Annotated in this window: 17 protein-coding genes; 3 read left to right on the top strand and 14 right to left on the bottom strand. The window is 62.2% G+C overall.

All coding sequences use genetic code 11. From position 1 onward, the window contains the following. Nucleotides 1–41: 41 nt before the first annotated feature. The 14 genes from RBT42_RS09345 to mhpD all read right to left on the bottom strand — a co-directional run bounded on the left by RBT42_RS09345 (nucleotide 42) and on the right by mhpD (nucleotide 14,295). The gene (locus tag RBT42_RS09345) at nucleotides 42–839 is read right to left on the bottom strand and encodes an ABC transporter permease (protein WP_320364421.1); all 798 of its coding nucleotides are present in this window, start codon (nucleotides 837–839) and stop codon (nucleotides 42–44) included. Beyond that, the gene (locus tag RBT42_RS09340; protein ID WP_320364419.1) at nucleotides 836–1,678 is read right to left on the bottom strand and encodes an ABC transporter ATP-binding protein; all 843 of its coding nucleotides are present in this window, start codon (nucleotides 1,676–1,678) and stop codon (nucleotides 836–838) included. The genes RBT42_RS09345 and RBT42_RS09340 overlap by 4 nt, the downstream gene beginning before the upstream one ends. Nucleotides 1,679–1,718: 40 nt before the next feature. Then, a complete protein-coding gene (locus tag RBT42_RS09335; RefSeq protein WP_320364418.1) occupies nucleotides 1,719–2,564 on the bottom strand; it encodes a fumarylacetoacetate hydrolase family protein in 846 nt (281 codons plus the stop codon). A gap of 67 nt (nucleotides 2,565–2,631) precedes the next feature. Next, a complete protein-coding gene (locus RBT42_RS09330) occupies nucleotides 2,632–3,606 on the bottom strand; it encodes a PDR/VanB family oxidoreductase (RefSeq protein ID WP_320364417.1) in 975 nt (324 codons plus the stop codon). A gap of 4 nt (nucleotides 3,607–3,610) precedes the next feature. After that, a complete protein-coding gene (locus RBT42_RS09325; RefSeq protein WP_320364409.1) occupies nucleotides 3,611–4,474 on the bottom strand; it encodes a fumarylacetoacetate hydrolase family protein in 864 nt (287 codons plus the stop codon). Next, a complete protein-coding gene (locus RBT42_RS09320; protein ID WP_320364408.1) occupies nucleotides 4,471–5,502 on the bottom strand; it encodes a cupin domain-containing protein in 1,032 nt (343 codons plus the stop codon). The genes RBT42_RS09325 and RBT42_RS09320 overlap by 4 nt, the downstream gene beginning before the upstream one ends. A gap of 11 nt (nucleotides 5,503–5,513) precedes the next feature. After that, the gene (locus RBT42_RS09315) at nucleotides 5,514–6,500 is read right to left on the bottom strand and encodes an ABC transporter substrate-binding protein (RefSeq protein ID WP_320364407.1); all 987 of its coding nucleotides are present in this window, start codon (nucleotides 6,498–6,500) and stop codon (nucleotides 5,514–5,516) included. Nucleotides 6,501–6,553: 53 nt separating this feature from the next. Then, the gene (locus RBT42_RS09310; protein ID WP_320364405.1) at nucleotides 6,554–7,690 is read right to left on the bottom strand and encodes a CaiB/BaiF CoA-transferase family protein; all 1,137 of its coding nucleotides are present in this window, start codon (nucleotides 7,688–7,690) and stop codon (nucleotides 6,554–6,556) included. A 12-nt stretch (nucleotides 7,691–7,702) separates the two neighbouring features. Further along, complete coding sequence (locus RBT42_RS09305) at nucleotides 7,703–8,875, bottom strand: acyl-CoA dehydrogenase family protein (protein ID WP_320364403.1); 1,173 nt, start codon at nucleotides 8,873–8,875, stop codon at nucleotides 7,703–7,705. A 108-nt stretch (nucleotides 8,876–8,983) separates the two neighbouring features. After that, a complete protein-coding gene (locus RBT42_RS09300; RefSeq protein WP_320364401.1) occupies nucleotides 8,984–10,174 on the bottom strand; it encodes a Rieske 2Fe-2S domain-containing protein in 1,191 nt (396 codons plus the stop codon). A gap of 17 nt (nucleotides 10,175–10,191) precedes the next feature. Further along, complete coding sequence (locus RBT42_RS09295; RefSeq protein WP_320364398.1) at nucleotides 10,192–11,124, bottom strand: SDR family NAD(P)-dependent oxidoreductase; 933 nt, start codon at nucleotides 11,122–11,124, stop codon at nucleotides 10,192–10,194. Nucleotides 11,125–11,456: 332 nt separating this feature from the next. Beyond that, the gene (dmpG, locus tag RBT42_RS09290) at nucleotides 11,457–12,515 is read right to left on the bottom strand and encodes a 4-hydroxy-2-oxovalerate aldolase (RefSeq protein WP_320364396.1); all 1,059 of its coding nucleotides are present in this window, start codon (nucleotides 12,513–12,515) and stop codon (nucleotides 11,457–11,459) included. Nucleotides 12,516–12,525: 10 nt separating this feature from the next. Then, entirely contained in the window at nucleotides 12,526–13,479 is a 954-nt protein-coding gene (locus RBT42_RS09285; protein WP_320364394.1) for an acetaldehyde dehydrogenase (acetylating), read from the bottom strand. Between the two features lie 24 nt (nucleotides 13,480–13,503). After that, complete coding sequence (gene mhpD, locus RBT42_RS09280; RefSeq protein WP_320364393.1) at nucleotides 13,504–14,295, bottom strand: 2-keto-4-pentenoate hydratase; 792 nt, start codon at nucleotides 14,293–14,295, stop codon at nucleotides 13,504–13,506. Nucleotides 14,296–14,892: 597 nt separating this feature from the next. Between mhpD and RBT42_RS09275 the strand changes: the two genes are divergently transcribed. The 3 genes from RBT42_RS09275 to RBT42_RS09265 all read left to right on the top strand — a co-directional run bounded on the left by RBT42_RS09275 (nucleotide 14,893) and on the right by RBT42_RS09265 (nucleotide 16,785). Further along, the gene (locus RBT42_RS09275) at nucleotides 14,893–15,426 is read left to right on the top strand and encodes a hemerythrin domain-containing protein (RefSeq protein ID WP_320364392.1); all 534 of its coding nucleotides are present in this window, start codon (nucleotides 14,893–14,895) and stop codon (nucleotides 15,424–15,426) included. An 81-nt stretch (nucleotides 15,427–15,507) separates the two neighbouring features. Beyond that, on the top strand, nucleotides 15,508–16,038 hold the full coding sequence (locus RBT42_RS09270) for a MarR family transcriptional regulator (protein WP_320364391.1): 531 nt from the start codon (nucleotides 15,508–15,510) through the stop codon (nucleotides 16,036–16,038). Between the two features lie 108 nt (nucleotides 16,039–16,146). Then, the gene (locus RBT42_RS09265) at nucleotides 16,147–16,785 is read left to right on the top strand and encodes an MBL fold metallo-hydrolase (protein ID WP_320364390.1); all 639 of its coding nucleotides are present in this window, start codon (nucleotides 16,147–16,149) and stop codon (nucleotides 16,783–16,785) included. Nucleotides 16,786–17,108 lie beyond the last annotated feature (323 nt).

Here is a 17,108-nt window from a genome sequence, read left to right as displayed (position 1 = left end):
TGAGCACGATGACATCAGTGCATGTCAGCTGATGTACGCCCTCAACTTGCCCTCTTCAGGCGAGCTGCACGGCGACGGCCTGTAGGCTTGCGCCAGGGCACGGCGGCCTTCTCGATCCAGTTGAACATGGACGCACTGAGGATACCGAGGATGGCAGAGACAGCCAGCCCGACATACATCCGCTCCACCTCGAACAACTGCCAACTGTTCCAGATCAGGAAACCTATCCCCGTTCTGGCCCCCACGAACTCTGCAGCCACGATGACAAGGAGCGAAACGCCCATGCTGATGCGAAGACCGGCAATGATCTGCGGCATGGCGCCTGGCAGGGCCACATCCTTGAACATCAACCAGCGATTGGCACCGTAGTTGTGCCCCACGTCCATGTAGATCGGTGGAATGTCGCGCACACCTTCATAGGCATTGATGAGCGCCATGTAGATCACGGTCACCGCAATCACGGCGTATTTGGAGCCTTCGCCCAAGCCGAAGATCAGCATCAGCAACGGCAACACGGCGATCTTCGGGATGGGAAACGTCGCATGAACCAGCGGCTCCAGTGCGGCGCGAACCATGGGCTGTGTCCCCATCAACAAACCGATGGCCACGCCCGGCACCGCGCCCAGCAGGAAACCGATGATGATGCGCTGCAGGCTCACCGACACATGAGCCCACAGCTCGCCATCGACCAGCATGCGAATCAGTGACTCGGAGATGGCCGAAGGCGACGGGAAGAAACGTGTGTCAATCCAGCCAAGACGTGCGGCGGCTTCCCAGATCAGCAACAGCGCAATCGGCGATGCAATCGAGACTAATTTTTCCTTCTTGTCTTGGTTCATTTCGTGGCACCTCCGACTTCGCCCTCATGCGCAAACACTTCTTCCTTCAACGCACTCCAGATGCGGCCGTAAACCTCGCCGTAGGTGGCCGAGCCCTTGATCTCCTCCACATTGCGAGGACGCGGGAAGTACTGGGAGATGTCGATGATCTCCTTGATCCGACCTGGTCGTGCGGTCATGATCATCACGCGGTCCGACAGCACAATGGCCTCGTCAATGGAGTGCGTCACATAGACGACCGTCTTCTGCGTTTCTTCCCAGATGCGCAGCAATTCCTCCTGGAGGAGGATCTTGGTCTGCTCGTCCAGCGCCGCAAACGGTTCGTCCATCAACAGAATTTCCGGGTCGTTGGCAAAGGCGCGGGCAATGCTGACACGCTGCTTCATGCCACCCGAGAGTTGATTCGGGTATGCATCCATGAAGTTGCCCAGACCCACTTTGTTGATGTACTGCTCCGCGACCGCATAACGCGTTTTCTTGTCCACGCCCTGGGACTTGAGGCCGAAGGCCACGTTATCGCGAACAGACATCCAGGGGAAAATGCCGTGCTCCTGGAAAACCATTGAGTTCTCACGGCGCGGTCTCCCTGTGGTGCTGAGACGGCCATCGTGCACAAAATCTATCTGGCCACCCGACTCCATTTCAAGCCCGGCCAGAATGCGCAGCAAAGTCGTTTTGCCACAGCCGGAAGGACCGACGATGCAGAGGAACTCGCCCTGGCGAATCTCCAGATCGATGGGTGCCACAGCGACAACGCTTTTGCGCCCAAGATCGAAGCTCCGGTGAATGCCGTGCAAAGTGACCTTCGGCGGCGCGAAGTTGGTTGCGTCGTTCATCATGTTTGTCTCCTCACTCTCATTAAGTGATTACGGCTTCTTCTTAAGCGCTCACCACTCGCTGGTGCTGCTCGCCCAGTCCGCGAATGCCTGCTCGGATCCATTGCCCGTCTTTCAGGTACACAGGCTCCGGCTTGATGCCCATGCCCACGCCCGGTGGCGTCCCCGTGGCAATCACATCGCCCGGCTCCAGCGTCATGAAATGACTCACATAGGAGACGAGCGTGGCCACCGGAAACACCATGGTGCGCGTGTTGCCGGTTTGGCGACGAACGTCGTCCACATCGAGCCACAGGTCCAAGGCATTGGGCGAGCCGACCTCGTCAGCCGTGACCAGCCACGGGCCGAGCGGGGCAAACGTGTCGCTGCTCTTGCCCTTCATCCACTGACCGCCACGCTCCAGCTGATAGCTGCGTTCGGAGACGTCGTTGATGACGCAATACCCCGCGACGTGGGAGAGCGCTTCGGATTCCGTGACGCGCTTGGCACGTGAACCGATCACGATGGCGAGCTCAATTTCCCAATCGAGCTTCTCGGCACCTGGGGGGCGAAGGATGTCGTCGTAGGCACCACACAGGGCTGAGGTGGCCTTCATGAAGAGCAAGGGTTCGCTGGGCACCTCCATGTTGGACTCCGCGGCATGGTCCGCATAATTGAGACCCGAGCAGACCAACTTGCCCACACGGCCCACACAGGCACCAATGCGAGGCTGCCCCTCGACCAAGGGCAGTGTGTCCACGGGAATGTCACGCAGGCGCGCCAAAGAGGCGGGCGTCAAAGCGCTGCCGTCGATATCGGGCAGATGCGCGCTCAGATCGCGGATCCGGCCCTGATCGTCGAGCATGGCGGGGCGCTCGGATCCGGGGGCTCCGTATCGCAATAGTTTCATGGGGTCTCCTAGGATGGCAGTGACACGTCAGCGCGTGTTCACAGGCCTGATTGGTTGGCAGAGCAGATCAGAGGTCCAGCACCAGGCGTGAGCTTTTGGCACCGGAGCAGCACACCATCATGGATTTGTTGGCGGCCTTTTCCTTGTCGGTCAGAACGGCGTCCCGGTGGTCCACTTCACCTTCCAGGACGTTGACTTCGCAGCATCCACAGATGCCTTCCTGACAAGAGGAGTCCACAGAAATCCCGTGGTCAAGCAAGACCTTGAGGACCGAGGCGCCCTGGGGCACCGTGAGGTCGACACCGGTACGGGCCAGCGAAATCACAAATCCCCCGTCGACTGCGGCGGCCTGCTGCGCAGCAAAGCGCTCCAGATGGACGCACTCGGGAGATCGACCCGCTGCCGCTGCGGCTGCCTCATAGGCATCCAGCATCGGGGCGGGGCCGCAGCAATAGAAATGCGCCCCCTCGGGGGCCGCTTCAATGATGGCGGCCAGATTCAGGACGCTGCCGGCCTGGTCATCAAAATGCAGATGCACCTTGTCACCCAGCGCGCCGAGCTCACGCACAAAGGCCATGTCCTCGTGCGAACGGGCGCTGTACCACAGCTCCCAGGAAGCACCCATGGCTTCCAGGCGCTGGGCCATGCACCAGATCGGCGTGATGCCGATGCCGCCAGCGATGAGGACGGTGTGAGCTGCCGATTCCAGCAAGGGGAAGTGGTTGCGTGGTGCGGACACCTGCAGCGTCGTGCCGACACGCAGTTGCTCGTGCACATACCGCGAGCCGCCACGGCTCTTGGGGTCGAGCTTGACACCCACCACGTAGGAGTCGAGTTGCTCGCCGGCATGCACCAGCGAATAGGAACGTGTGATGCCATTGCCCAGGTGCAGGTCGACATGGCTGCCGGGTGTCACGGCGGGCAGTGTGCCGCCCTCGGGGCGGACGAGCTCAACCAAATGGATATCTCGGGCAGCGAACGCGATGGACTGCACACGCAGTGTCAACAACTCATTGGCAGCAGGCTGGGTATGAGCGGTCATCGCCTCAAGCCTCCGCGGACAGCACGCGCACGTCCATGGCGCCCACACCTTCGATCTCGGCGTGCATGAGATCGCCTGCGACCACGGGGCCGACGCCTTCGCAGGTACCGGTCATGATGATGTCACCCGGGTAGAGCGTGTAAAAGCGCGATGCCCATTCGATCTGCTCCGCGATGTACAGGATCATCTGCGACGTGTTGGTCTCCTGGCGGGTTTCGCCGTTGACCGTCAGCTTCATGTTCAGCGCCTGCGGGTCCGCGATCTCATCGGCCGTGACCAGCCAGGGACCCAGTACCGAGTAGGTGTCCAAGGACTTGCGCAGCGAACGATCTTCAGGGCCGCGCACCGTCATGTCCAATGCGATGGCGTAGCCGGCAATGCAGCCCAGGGCCTCGCTGGCAGACACGTTTCGGGTCTTCTTGCCGATGATCACGCCCAACTCGAGCTCGTGGTGCGTCAAACGATCCGGCATGGTCAGACGAACCGCCTCGCTGCAGCCGATGAGCGAGCTGCTGGCCTTGATGAACAGACCTTGCTCCAGGATGCCGCCCGTGTAGCGGCCTGTGAACGTGGCAACGTCAGCGTTCGCCTCTTCCACATGCTTCTGGTAGTTGACGGGCACACCAATGATCTTGCCGGTTTGGGCGACGGGGCTGCCCAGTCGCACGGACTGAAGATCGACCACGGGGGCTTGTGGCAAGACACGCTCGATCTCACTGCGGACGGCGTCGAGGTGCGCAATGAGCAGATCGCCCACATAGGCGGGGTATGAGCGGGCGGGCAACACGGTCAGGGCGGCGCTGACATCGCGCAGGGCACCGTCGACGATCACACCCAGACGGTCTTCGTTGAACCAACAAATTTTCATGACTGTTTCTTTCCTGATGCGCTGGCGGCTTGGACGTCTTCGGTGAGCAAGTTGAGGCGGCGATAGATGTCTGCGTCGGACACCACAAACAGGCGGGCATCACCGCCAACGGCTTGATGCTGGGCCCAGTGGTGCTGGGGCACCGTGAAGACATCACGGGCGGACCAGCGGATGACCTGGTCACCGACCACACTTGCGCCCTCGCCTTCCACCACGGCCACCAGCAAGTTCGCATTGGTTCGTTGTGGCAGGGACTGCACGTTGGCGTCGATCTGCACCATGCCGCAGTCCAGCAACGGCAGGGCATTGCGGCCGGTCAGAGGGTTGGCGTAGCGCACGCGACGCAAGCCGTCAGGCGATACCGGTGCGCTCGCCAGCGCGCGAACGGCATCGGCATAGGGATAGCGGAACACCGGCGAATGGTCGTTTCTGCCGAAGGTCACACAGGGCACGATGTTGGGCGAGGCGAATGCCGCATCGGGCATCGTCACGGGCGGCGGATCGATCGGACCGGGCTGGAAGATGGCCGAACCCAGGTGCATGTGCAAGGGCACGTCCAGCACGTCCAGCCACACCACGGGCACGTCGCCGTCATGGCGGTGCTCATGCCACGTCATGCCCGGCGTCAGGACCAGATCGCCGTAGGCCATGGGGCATTCCTTGCCATCCACGAGGGTGACCACGCCCGAGCCCTCCAGCATGAAGCGCAAGGCATTCATGGTGTGGCGGTGCGGGCGCGCGGTTTCACCGGGCAACAGGCACTGGAAAGCCGCCAGCACGCTGCCACAGGTATGTTCATCCGCGATGGACGTGGCCTTCGGGCTGAGCATCTGCAGCACCCGACGCTGGACCGCTGCCGGAGAGGTCTCCTGGAACGCCAGCTCGATGAGGGGGCGCATCTCGCTCCAACGCCAGATGTGGCTGGGTACCCGGTCTTCCAACGCCTTGTGAGCGTTGGGACTTTCCCACAGCGGTGCCAGTTGGGCACCATGCCACTGGCGACGGATCTCTTCACTGCTGAGTGACATGCTCGTCCCCTTTACAGGCTGTAGCTCTCGAAGGTGCCGGGATGGAAGAGGTCTTCAGGCGTCACCAAGCGGGGCGACAGACCCTGTTCATGGTGATGGCGGAAGAAATGCTCCAGCACGTGTCGGTTCTGAGCGATGCCATAGGACCAGTGGTCATCGCCCATCAGGTCGCGGGCTTCCTTCAGGCGCTCTTCCACGAAGGGCAGCGTGATCTTGGTAGCGGAGGTGTCGGCCAGGTGGTCGAGCGCCTTTTGCTTGGATTCCACAAAGGCCTTGTAGATGGCGCCTGGCAACCATGGATGCTGCTCGGCCAGCTCGCGCCGCACGCCCAGGATGTGCATGATCGGGAAGATGCGGGTGCGGCGGTAGTAATCCTTGGCGGCTTCCGTGGGGTCGCGGAAGAGCCAGCCGATGTTGGGCGTGCCCTTGGGGACGTCAGGGGGGCGCGGTGCCACGTAACCATCGATCTCGCCCTTGGCCAGCAGGCTGGAGATGGTTTCACCTTCCGGCGCATCTTCCACCTTGACGTTGTCCGGCAGCTTGATCTTCAGCTTCTCGGGCCGGCCGGCATGCGAGATGCCGCCACGCACCCACGTGACATCAGAGGGGGCGACGCCGTAGTCATCCTGCAGGATGGAGCGGACCCACACATTGGCCGTCAGTTGATACTCGGGCAGACCGATCTTGCGGCCCCGCAGGTCTTCAGGTTTCTGGATGCGGTCGGTGCGGCAATAGATGGCCGTGTGACGGAAGGCCCGTGAGAGGAACACGGGGATGCCGACATAAGGGAAGGTACCGTTCGCTGCCTGCAAGGTGGAGCTGGACAGCGAGAGCTCACAAATGTCGAACTCTTGCCCCCGGAAGGCGCGAAAGAAGATCTCCTCGGGAGACAAGGTCATGATGACCGGATTGACACCGTCGATCTGGACGGCACCATCGATGAGGGGCCGACAACGATCGTAGTTGCCAATGGCCATGGAAAGATTGAGTTTGTTCATGCTCTCGCTCGAATGTGTCTCTGCGGAAGGGCCTCAGGGGTGACGGAGACGTGTCAGCTCAGGCCGAACTCACGACGGATGGCGTCGGAATGCTCACCCAGTGCGGGCGCAGCGCGGTCCGAAGGACCCCGGTCTCCGTTGATGCGGACAGGGCGGTGAATGGCCGTCTGGCGACCTTGGATGTGATGGTCGACCTCGTAGAACACGCCAAGATGGGCGACCTGTGGGTCTTCCATGACCTCTGGCACGTTGTTGACGGCGGCAAACGGCACGTCGCTTGTGGCGAGGCGCTGGCACCACTCTTCACGGGGGCGCGTCAACATGGTCTGCGCCAGCACATCGGTCAGGACGCTGTAGTTGCGGGTGCGCATCGGTGCCGTGGCAAAGCGCTCGTCTTCCAGCAGATCCTCGCGCTCAATGGCCTTGATGAAGGCCTTCCAGAACTTGTCGACCGAGGACAAGTGCATGGCGATCAAACGGCCATCGGCACAGCGGAACGCGTAAGACTGCGAGATCGCCACGCGCGATTGAGGCGTGGGGATGATGCCCTTGCTGGTGTACTGCGCGAAGCCTTCTGGCGAGAAGGCAATCGACGCTTCCAGCATGTTCACCTCGACACGTGAACCCTCACCGCTGCGGTTGCGCGCATTCAAAGCGCCCAAGATCCCATACGCGGCGTACATGCCGGTGATGTTGTCCGACAAAGAGGGACCACTGACACGCGGGTGTTCAGGGTCGATCATCTGGCTGCCCAGACCACTGATGGCCACCGCAACCGCGTCGTAACAGGGGCGGTCGTGATAAGGACCATCCGCACCAAAACCCGTGATCGAGCAATGAATCAGTTGCGGATTGAGGGTCTTGAGCCGATCCTGCGTGAAGCCCAGACGGGGCAGCACCCCCGCGCGGAAGTTGTCGAGCAGCACATCGGCACGGCTGATCAGCGTCGCCAGGTCTGCCTTGCCTGCCTCGGACTGCAGGTCCAGCTGGATGCTTTCCTTGTTGCGGTTGTAGGCTGCGAAGTGCGGGCTGTAATACCGGCCATCGTGACGACGGAACGGGTCCCCGCCCTCAGGGTGTTCGACCTTGATCACCCTGGCACCGAGGTCGGCGAGCATCATCCCGGTCAGGGGGGCCGTCAGCACCGTACCGAGCTCGATGACGGTGATTCCTTGCAATGCATTCTTCATGTTGCAAGCTCCTCAGGAGAGCCGTTTGAGGATGTTGCGTGCCAGCGTGGTGCGCAGCACCTCCGTTGGACCTTCGGTGATGCGGTAGCTGCGGATGTCGCGCCAGAAGCGCTCGATGGGCAGGTCCTGGGTCAGGCCCATACCGCCATGCAACTGCATGCAGGTGTCGATGACGCGGAAGCCCATTTCCGTGGTCGTCGTCTTGATCATGAAGGTTTCCAGACGCGCGTCGACCCCTGCATCGACCTTGCGTGCCGCGTCATAGACCATCAAGCGGTTGGCAAAGATGTCCCGATAGCCATCGGCCAGCATCCATTGCACGCCTTGCCGCTCGGACATGAATTCCCCGAACGTCTTGCGCTGCTGGGCGTATGCGGCCGTGAGGTTCAGGCAGCGCTCGGCGGCGCCGATGGAATGCGCGCCCTGACGCACGCGGCCATGGTTGATGTAGCCCTGGCCCAGGCTGAAGCCCTGGCCTTCCTCTCCCACGAGGTTTTCCGCCGGGACGTCCACGTTTTCGAAGAGGATCTCGTAGGGCGAATCCCCCATCATGGTCTTCTCCGCGCTGGCCAGCTTGACGCCCGGGCTCTTCATGTCGACGAGGAAGCAGGAGATGCCACCGCGCGCGCCCTTGGCCGGATCGGTCACGGCCATGACGAGGGCAAAGTCCGCCTTCGCAGCCCGGGTGATGTAACGCTTGACGCCGTTGATCCGGTAGCTGTTCCCGTTCTTGACAGCGCGTGTGCGCATGGCCGAGGGGTCAGAGCCGGCATCAGGTTCGGTCTGAGCGAAGCAGAATCGCTTCTTGCCTTCGACGACCGGATAGAGATACTCCTGGCGCTGCGCTTCGTTCAGACCCAAGAGGATGGGGCCGACGGAGGGTCCAAACAGCCCGTGGTCGCGCACCGGCGATGCCGTCGTGCTGCGCCCCACTTCTTCCCAGAACACGGTGAGCGGCAACAGCGACAAGCCCATGCCTCCCAGCTCCTCCGGCACATCCATCAACCACAGGCCCGCCTCCCGGGAACGTTCCCGCAGCTTTTCGGCCTTTTGCTCTGGCAGCATCCCGTCCGGGCCCAGGTCGTGCTCCAGTGGAATGAGCTCATTCTCGACAAATCGCCGGATGGATGAGCGGAACATCAGCAACTCTTCGGAGAGTGCCTCGTGGGGGATCAGGTCAAGCATGAACGGCCAATCAACAATCGGTCTGTGTGTGAGCCGGAGGGCACGGCTGCCTCAAGCAGCCGGCTCACCGGTTCCTTCATCTGGTAGGTTCGGGAAAGCGCGCTGCGCTCAAGCGGCGGCCTGTGCACCGGGCTGACGGGGCAACTCCAGCGGCGTCGGCAGCTTCTTCCAGCCCTTCGTGGCCTGGCCATCCCTGACCAGATCGAGTTCGCGCCAGAAGAGCTTGCGCAGCGTGACGATGCCCAGGTCGGACTTGCCCAGGATTTCGTCTTCGCGCTTGGTGAGTCGCTCCTGACCACGGATGGACAGGTAGTCCTGAGCTGCGGTCAGACCCACATAGGTGTCTTCCGGGTTCTTCCAGGTGCGCGAGGAGAACAGCTCATCGTGGTGCTCGGCAGGGTCGTACTTTCCGTACTTGGCGAAGTAGCTCTGGAAGCGGAGCTTGGACGCTTCGCTGGCACCCGGCGGCATGCAATAGATCATGAAGCGCGTGGTGTTGAGGTCATCGTTCGGCGTCATCCACACGAAGGTGTCGATCCAGGGATCTTCCGGCGTGAGGCCAGGCACCGTGATGTGGTTGTTGTTCGGGAAGGTCCAATCGCTTTGGCGAATGTTGTTCTCCGCACGCTTGGCCGTCTGGCGAATGCCGGCGTCGGTCTCCTCGTAGCTCAGCTCGGGAATGGCGGCGGTCACAGCCTGCCCGAACGGCCCCACCGTCAGCGCCATGTGCACAAAGCTCACGTGCACCGCATCCAGAGAGTTCTCGACCTGCTGGAACCAGTTGTTGTCCCAACGCTCCATGCCATTGGCCACCAGCGCACCCTCGCGCTCGGTGAGCAGCTTTCTGGGCAGCTCGAACTCGGGGGCTTCGCCTTCGCCCAAGTAGGCAAAGACCAGACCCTGGTACTCCTTGACCGGATAGCCGGCAATCTTGGTGCGCGGCATGCCGGTGTCGTTCTCGGCGGGACGCTTCACACAGGCGCCATCGGCATCGAACTGCCAGCCGTGGTAGATGCAGCGGATTTCCTCACCGACCACCCAACCCGTGTGCAGCAAGGTGCGGCGGTGCGCACAGCGTCCACCCACCAGGTGCAGTGCACCACTCGCACCGCGGTACAGGGTGAGCTCTTCACCCAAAACCTTCACGGGGATGGCGGCATTGACGTCGATGTTGGCAGACAACTCGATGGGGTGCCAGAACTGGCGCAAGAGCTTGCCCATATCGGTGTCTTTACCGGTTTCTGTCAGGCGCGCAAACTGGCGCGCACGTTCCTGGCGGCGTTCGTCAACATTGCTCATGTGTGTCTCCTGCTGGGTTATTGGGGGTTGCGATTGATGGGTTCACCGAGAAGCTCGGTCAAAGGACCTTGTGGCTCGCCGTATTTGGTCCACTGCACTTCTCGTGCGAAATCGTTGATGTCCTTCGGGTGGTGTCGACCCGGCGTCCAGGTGGGGTACTTGTGGCGCAAACCGGCGTCCACAGCCAGGTCGGCGCCCGTCATGCAGGCCGACTCATCGGAGGCAAGGAACACCGTCGCCCAGGCCAGATCGGCAGCGCGCGGGAAACGACGCAGTGGCAACTGATCGAGATATTCCTGGCGCGAGTAGAAGCCAGCCCGCGCCGGCTTTTGCCACTTGGGATCAAACATCTCATCGCGCATGGTGGTCCAAAGTTGGTGCTCCATCGAACACGGTGTGACCGTGTTCACGCGGATGCCGAGGTGGGCCAGGTCCAGCGCCGCAGAGCGCGCGAAGTTCAGCAGCGCAGCCTTGGCCGCGCAGTAGGCGGCGCCGTCGGCTTCGCCGAAGTGGGCGGCGGTGGACATGATGTGCACGATGCTGCCGCCCTGACCGTGGGCCATCATGGCGCGCGACGCATATTGCGTGGTCAGCAGGCCGGCCGTGGCGAAGCTCGACACCGAGTCGCTCCAGTCGTCCATCTTCATGTCCAGCACATGGCTCCAGTGCACCCGACCCGCCATGTTGACGGCAACATCCAGGCGTCCGTATCGCGCCACCGTTTCCGCCACGGCCTGCTCCACCTCTTCGCGATCGCGCGCATTTGCCTGCAGTGCAAACGCCTCCAAGCCACGATCGCGCAGGAACTGCACCGTCTCTTCGGCTGCGCTCAGCTTGATGTCCGTGACGCACACCTTGGCGCCTTCACGGGCCAGAAAGTGGGCAATCGTGCCGCCGATGTTGGGGCCCGCGCCAAACACGATGGCTACTTTGTCTTTGAGTCTGTCCATGGATGTGGTGTTGCGTTGTATTGCTTGGAAAGCGGCGTCGCTTTGAGTGTTGGATTCATTCTCGACAACATCCCGGAATGCAACAAGCCGGTGTTCTTCAATGCTGCTATGCCAAAACAGAATGGCTTTGCGGCGAACTGCAGGGCACGCAACGCCCCAGGACTGGCCCTGTCGCCAAAGGGGCGGACAGGGCCAGTCCTGGGGCCATATCGGAGGTGGAGAACAAGCCCCCAAAACGCAAAAAACGCCACCCGGGCGTTTTTTGCTTTGCGTGCAGAGCCGTCGAGGGCGCTCGAGACCCGGTGCGTCATCCGCACCAGGCCATCGTGGCCTCATCCCGCTTCGCTCATCACGGGCTGGGCATGAATGCGCTCATGTTCAACTTTCTTGAGAAGGTCGAGCGCAACGTCGACGATCATGTCCTCCTGCCCCCCCACCATCCGGCGCTTGCCGAGTTCGACCAAGATGTCCACGGCCTTGAGACCGTACTTGGCAGCGGCGACTTCGGAATGGCGCAGGAACGAGCTGTACACGCCGGCATAGCCCAGCGCCAGGGTCTCGCGGTCCACGCGCACGGGACGGTCTTGCAGCGGACGCACGATGTCGTCGGCCGCGTCCATCAGCTTGTACAGATCTGTGCCGTGGTTCCAGCCCATGCGCTCGGCCGCAGCGATGAACACTTCCAACGGCGCATTGCCGGCGCCCGCGCCCATGCCTGCCAAACTCGCGTCCACGCGGTCGCAGCCCTCTTCCACAGCCACGATCGAATTGGCCACACCCAGGCTCAGGTTGTGGTGGGCATGCATGCCGGTCTGCGTTTCAGGCTTGAGCACGTCCTTGAACGCGCGGAAGCGATCCCGCACGTCCTGCATGCTCAGGGCGCCGCCCGAGTCGACCACGTAGCAGCAGGTGGCGCCGTAGCTTTCCATCAGCTTGGCCTGCTGTGCCAGGCCCTGAGGGGTCTGCATGTGGCTCATCATCAAGAAGCCCACAGCCTCCATGCCCAGGTGCCGCGCATACTCGATGTGCTGACGCGACACGTCGGCCTCGGTACAGTGTGTGGCCACGCGCACCACGCGCACGCCGGCGTCGTAGGCGGCCTTGAGGTCGTGCACGGTGCCGATGCCCGGCAGCAACAGCGTGGTGATCTTGGCGTGCTTGACCACGCTGGCCACGGCCTCGATCCATTCGAGATCGGTGTGCGCGCCAAAGCCGTAGTTGAAACTCGAGCCTTGCAGACCGTCGCCGTGCGCAACTTCGATCGAATCCACCTTGGCCTCATCGAGCGCCCGTGCGATCTGGCGCGCCTGCTCGACACTGTACTGGTGGCGGATGGCGTGGCTGCCATCGCGCAGCGTCACGTCAGAGATATAGATTTTCTTGGCGGTCATGTGCTTTTCCTCAGGCCGTGACAACGGATTGGGCCGCAATCATGCGAGCGGCGATCTGCTCGGCCGTGCGCAGGCCAGCGCTGGTCATGATGTCCAGGTTGCCCGCATAAGCCGGCAGGTAATGCGCCGCCCCCTCGACCTCCAGGAACACCGAAGTCTTCAGCCCGGTGAGTGCATTGCCCACACCGGGAATGCGGATCGGCTGCTCGATGCGATCGAACTGCACCTTTTGCTTGAGCCGGTAGCCGGGCACATACGACTGCACCGCGGCCGCCATGCGCTCGACCGATTCGGCAATCGCGGCTTCGTCGGCGAAGTCGCTCAGCGTGTAGACCGTGTCGCGCATGATCAGCGGCGGCTCGGCCGGGTTCATGATGATGATGGCCTTGCCCTTGGTGGCGCCGCCGACGGCTTCGATCGCCTTGGAGGTGGTCTCGGTGAACTCGTCGATGTTGGCACGCGTACCCGGACCCGCACTCTTGCTCGCGATGGACGCGATGATCTCACCGTAATGCACCTTGGCGACTCGCGACACCGCCGCCACCATCGGGATCGTGGCCTGCCCCCCGCAGGTCACCATGTTCAGGTTCAGCGCGTCCAGATGCGCATCACCGTTCACCACGGGAATGCAGTACGGACCAATGGCTGCGGGCGTCAGGTCGATCATGCGGATGCCGGGCTTGGCAGCGCGCAGCAGGGCATCGTTCTTCACATGCGCGCCGGCCGAAGTCGCATCAAAGACGAAGTCGATGTCGGCAAACTCGGGCATGCGCAGCAGGCCTTCGACGCCTTCGTGTGTGGTGGCCACGCCCATGCGTGCCGCACGTGCCAGACCATCCGAGGCCGGGTCGATGCCGACCATGGCGGCCATCTCAATGTGCTGACCGTGGCGCAGGATCTTGATCATCAAGTCCGTGCCGATGTTGCCGCTGCCGATGATGGCGGCTTTGAGTTTTCTTGTCATGAGTCTTCCTTTGATTGGGCCAAATCAAGCCGCCTCGAAGCGTGCGCGCACGCACCCAATGCCGCTGATGTGGGCCTCGAATTGGTCTCCCGCGTTGACCGACACCATGGGCCCCAACGCACCCGTGAGCACCAGATCACCCGCGCGCAGAGGCTGCCCCAGCGCAGCCAGCTTGCGCGCCAGCCACACGGCCGCATTCAGCGGGTGCCCCAGACACGCGGCACCGCTGCCTGCGGACACCTGCTCGCCGTTGCGCGTCATCTTCATGTCGACCAGCTTCAGGTCCAAACCGTCCAGGCGTACCGGGACGGCACCGAGCACCACCAGGCCGCTCGATGCGTTGTCCGCCACCGTGTCGACGAAGCGGATGTTCCAGTCGGCGATGCGGCTGCCGACGATTTCGATGGCCGGCAACACATAGTCGATGGCGTTGATCAACTCGACCAAGGTTGTGTCCGCACCGTTCAGGTCACGCTTGAGCACCAGTGCCACCTCGGCTTCCACCTTGGGCTGCAAGGTGCGCGCCAACGGCACCGTCTCGTCGTCGCCATAGACCATGTCGGCAAACAAGGTACCGAAGTCTGGCTGGTTCACCCCCAGCTGCTTCTGCACCACCGGCGAGGTCAGGCCAATCTTGCGCCCGACAATGCGACGGCCCTGGCTCTGCGCATGCTGCACGTTGGCGAGCTGGACGGCATAGGCCACTGACTCGTCATCGGCAGGCATTTCATCGCGCAGCGGTGGAATCGGTTGACGGGTTTCTTCTGCGCCTCGAAGGCGCTCAGCCCAGGCGAGAACTCGGGAGTCGGTGGTCATATATGTCTTCTGGTATCTGTTGCTCAGTACGGGGAAAGCAGCTCGGCCCGTTCAGCCGTTCCGCACGCGGCACAACCACCTCCGCCGCAGGTGAGGCTCGGCACAGCGGGTTTGCACTCCAACGTCGCCAAGACTGCCTATCGGAAAAGGCGTCGGAACACCCCATGATCATGGCTGCCACCACACCAAGCAACCGCCAAACGGACAACGCTGCTATACGCAGCATGCATTTCAGACACCCCGACCACACCAAAAGTGCGATGCTGAAACGGGCATGGCATGGTGATGCCATGTGGCGCGCCGAGACGGCAAGGCCACCACCACGGTGCTCAACGCTCTCCCACCATGAACTGGGGTTTGCCGCCCCCAGCCCCCCCCCTCTTCAACAAGCCCTCCCTTGTCGCCGAAGAGTATCTTTTGCATATTTATTGCTGATGTATTGAATTGAAGCATCCGGCTATATCAAACCCAACCACGCCAGCAACCCCACTTCACGCAAGACTGCAATCAGGAAAATGCAATTCTCGCCAGCACTGGCGACATGAGCGTGCCGCGTGAGTAGAATTTATTGCGCACCTGGCTCCGAGAAGCGGAACCATGTCAGTCTCAAACAAAGGCGCCTTGATATATCAAGCCATCTTTCCAGATGAAGCGCAGCCAACAGGAAACTGCATGAAATCCGATTTAGACACATTCATGGCCCGGGATGAATTTCTCATTGGCCATCAGAAAATGGATCTGATCCATGAAGAGTTCTATGAACTGCTCACGCAACTGAGCCGGTCAACACAAGCTGACGCCGCAGCCGCCCTGATGGCCCTGATCGTCCATTGCAAAGATCATTTTGGCCAAGAAGACCGCTGGATGCGCGAGACGCAATACAACGGCAGAGACTGCCACATCAAGGAACACGGCGAGGTGCTCGCTTCGCTTGAGGACGTGCACAGTCGCCTTGTCAACGGTGACCATCGCGCCCTGCCCCACCTCATCGAAGCCCTGACGAACTGGTTCCCCGGCCACGTCCAGCATCTGGATTCGTCACTCGCGCAATGGCTGGCAAAACAGCAATGGAATGCACACCCCTTGGTGCTCCGCAGGGGCGCAGTGCCCGCCAGACCAGCAGATCATTGATCGGATCAGACCGTCTGGTCACGCTTGCCCAAGAGGCTTAAAGGTCCAGGCATTCTGACTGCCGCCCAGCCTCGTCTGCGGGTGTCCGCCGCAGCCATACGCATTGGAGCACCACCTCTCACCGCTCAGCCCTTTATGTCATTGCTCACGGAATCCCTCGACGCTTTGAGCCTGGAGGAAATGCCCGGCTTTTGCATTCGACGCTTGCAGTTGATTTCAGTGGCCATCGTCCTGGAAGAGACACAGGGGTTCGGCATCACCCCCGTGCAGTTCTCCACCCTGAGCGCCATTCAACGCGAACCTGGCCTGGATCAACGCACCTTGGCCAAGCGTATCGGCTTGGATACCTCCACGTTGGGGTGCGTGATTGACCGACTCGAGGCGCGAGGGCTGGTGGTACGTAGCAACCGCCCCTCCGACCGTCGGGTCCGTCTGCTCAAGATCACACCAGCAGGTGTGGCGCTGCTGCGTGAAATGGTTCCGCACGTGCACAAGGCGCAATCGCGCTTGTTGGCGCCCCTGACCGCCGAGCAACGCAACGACTTCATGAACACGCTGCAGATCCTCATCAAAGCGAACAATGTTCAAAGCCGTGCGCCGAGCCAGCCCTGATCGCTCAACGCAAACGTGAACACAAGGTCCGAAGGTGCTACGCTCCCCAAAGTCGTTTCAGATCAACGCGTTTTGAGACTTTGTCAGCCAAATCCTTCGCCTGCCCCCATGTTCCAACGCCTCACCATCCCCGTCACCCCGTTCGAACAGAATTGCTCCCTCGTCTGGTGCGACGCCACGCACGAGGCGGCCCTGATCGACCCGGGCGGTGACCTGGGCAAGCTGCTCGAAGCGGTGGAAGAGCGTGGCCTGGTCCTCAAGGCCCTGTGGCTCACGCACGCGCACATCGACCACGCAGGCGGCACCGGCACGCTGGCGCGCGAGCTCGACCTGCCCATCATCGGCCCGCACCCCGGCGACCAGTTCTGGATCGATGGCCTGCCCAAGCAGAGCCAGATGTTCGGCTTCCCGCAGGCCGAGCTGTTCACGCCCACCCGCTGGCTGAAAGATGGCGACGAGGTGAGCATCGGTGAGCACACCCTCAAGGTGCTGCATTGCCCCGGCCACACCCCCGGCCACGTCGTGTTCTTCCACGAGGGCACACGCCACGCCTTCGTGGGCGATGTGCTGTTTGCCGGCAGCATCGGCCGCACCGACTTCCCGCAAGGCAACCATGCCGACCTGATCAACGCGATCAAGACCAAGCTGCTGCCGCTGGGCGATGACGTGACCTTCACTCCCGGCCACGGCCCGGAAAGCACCTTCGGCGAAGAGCGGCGCTACAACCCCTTCCTGCAGGCGCGCTGAGCACCCACACGGGCGCGCTCGCCGCCACTCACGCCAGCGGCGACGGCCCCGCCCAGCAACCGCTCATCAAGCCCTCGGGCTTGGCCGCAGCCATGACCTGGGCACTGGCCGCCCAACTGTCCACCTGCACGCTCAGGCCCGCGTAGACGCCATAGCCCGCCCCCGCGCAGATCTCGCCGTGCGCGCACAGGCTCTCAGTATGCGTCCGGCGAACACATGTTGACGCGCAGTCAACACGCCGGATTCAGCTTCTCGCGGGCACCCAGCGATGCGGCAGCAACTCGCTAATCTGACTGGCCTTGTGCGTGGGCAGGCGTTGCAGC

The organism is Aquabacterium sp. (assembly GCF_034003525.1).
Lineage (GTDB): Bacteria > Pseudomonadota > Gammaproteobacteria > Burkholderiales > Burkholderiaceae_C > Aquabacterium.
The sequence above is the reverse complement of the archived record's forward strand: the minus strand, read 5'-3'. Positions and strand labels throughout refer to the sequence as shown.